The organism is Kitasatospora sp. MBT63 (genome assembly GCF_000710465.2).
In the GTDB taxonomy this organism is placed as follows: Bacteria; Actinomycetota; Actinomycetes; order Streptomycetales; family Streptomycetaceae; genus Kitasatospora.
The window spans coordinates 1-1,221 of sequence record NZ_JAIZ01000769.1; the positions used below are offsets into that span (position 1 = coordinate 1).

1 protein-coding gene and 1 pseudogene are annotated in these 1,221 nt (G+C 77.0%); both read left to right on the forward strand.

Annotated elements, in window-relative coordinates:
* The coding region (locus tag AA75_RS39900; RefSeq protein WP_033825378.1) for a methionine adenosyltransferase domain-containing protein at positions 1 to 350 on the forward strand (350 nt) is incomplete at its 5' end.
* Positions 351 to 517: 167 nt separating this feature from the next.
* A pseudogene (locus AA75_RS39905) lies at positions 518 to 1,221 on the forward strand (primosome assembly protein PriA); the annotation flags it as partial.

The following is a 1,221-nucleotide window of genomic DNA, read 5'->3' on the forward strand; positions in this document are numbered from 1 at the left end:
AGGTGGACCGCTCGGCGGCGTACGCGATGCGCTGGGTGGCGAAGCACATCGTGGCGGCGGGTCTGGCGACCAGGGCCGAGGTGCAGGTCGCGTACGCGATCGGCAAGGCGGAGCCGGTGGGTCTGTTCGTGGAGACGTTCGGGACCGAGACGGTGCCGGTGCTGAAGATCCAGGAGGCCGTGGTGAAGGTCTTCGACCTGCGTCCGGCCGCGATCATCCGGGACCTGGACCTGCTGCGGCCGATCTATGCGAAGACCGCCGCCTACGGCCACTTCGGCCGGGAGGACGCGGACTTCACCTGGGAGCGCACCGACCGCGTCGAGCAGCTCAAGCAGGCCGTGCAGGCCTGACGCCCGCGCCGGTGGACGGCGGTCGCCCTTCGGGGCGGCCGCCGTCCGCTGCGTTCCCGGGCCCGTCGGCAGGTCGGGGGTGTCGGCGGGGTCGGTTATGTTGTGGTCGGGCCCGGCTCGCCGAGCCGGGCCCGAGCGCGGTGGCACGGGGTCGGAGCACGGGAGCGATGGGCAGCGCAGAGGGCGCCGGCGAGCAGCTGGCCTTCATCCGGGAGACGGTCCGCCGCTCCCGGCCCAAGGCCGCGCGCGGCCTGGAGCTGGCCGGGCAGCTGCCGGTCGCCCGGGTCCTGGTCGACAAGGGCGTGCTCAGCCTCGACCAGTACTTCGACTACGCGGTGCCCGCCGCGATGGACGCCGACGCCCAGCCCGGCGTCCGGGTCAGGGTCCGGTTCGGTGCCCGGGTCGGGGCCTCCGGGCGGCGCGAGGGCGGACAGTTGCACGACGGGTTCGTGGTCGAGCGGCTGGCCGCCTCCGACTACGCCGGCCCGCTGGCGCCGCTGTCCCGGGTGCTGTCGCCCGAGCGGGTGCTCACCCCCGAGCTGCTGCGGCTGTGCCGCGCGGTCGCCGACCGTTACGCGGGCACCCTCGCCGACGTCCTGCAGCTGGCCGTACCGCCCCGGCACGCGGGCGCCGAGGCCGAGCCCTCCCCGCCGCCGCTGCCGCCGCCCCCCGCCCCTGAGCCCGGCAGCTGGGCGCGCTACCCGCAGGGGCCGGCCTTCCTCGGTTCGCTGGCGGCGGGCCACGCCCCCCGGGCGGTGTGGACGGCCCTGCCCGGACCGTCCTGGCCGCAGGAGATCGCCCGTGCGGTGGCCGCCACCCTGGCCGGCGGCCGGGGCGCGCTGGTGGTCCTGCCCGACGGGCGGGCCGCCGG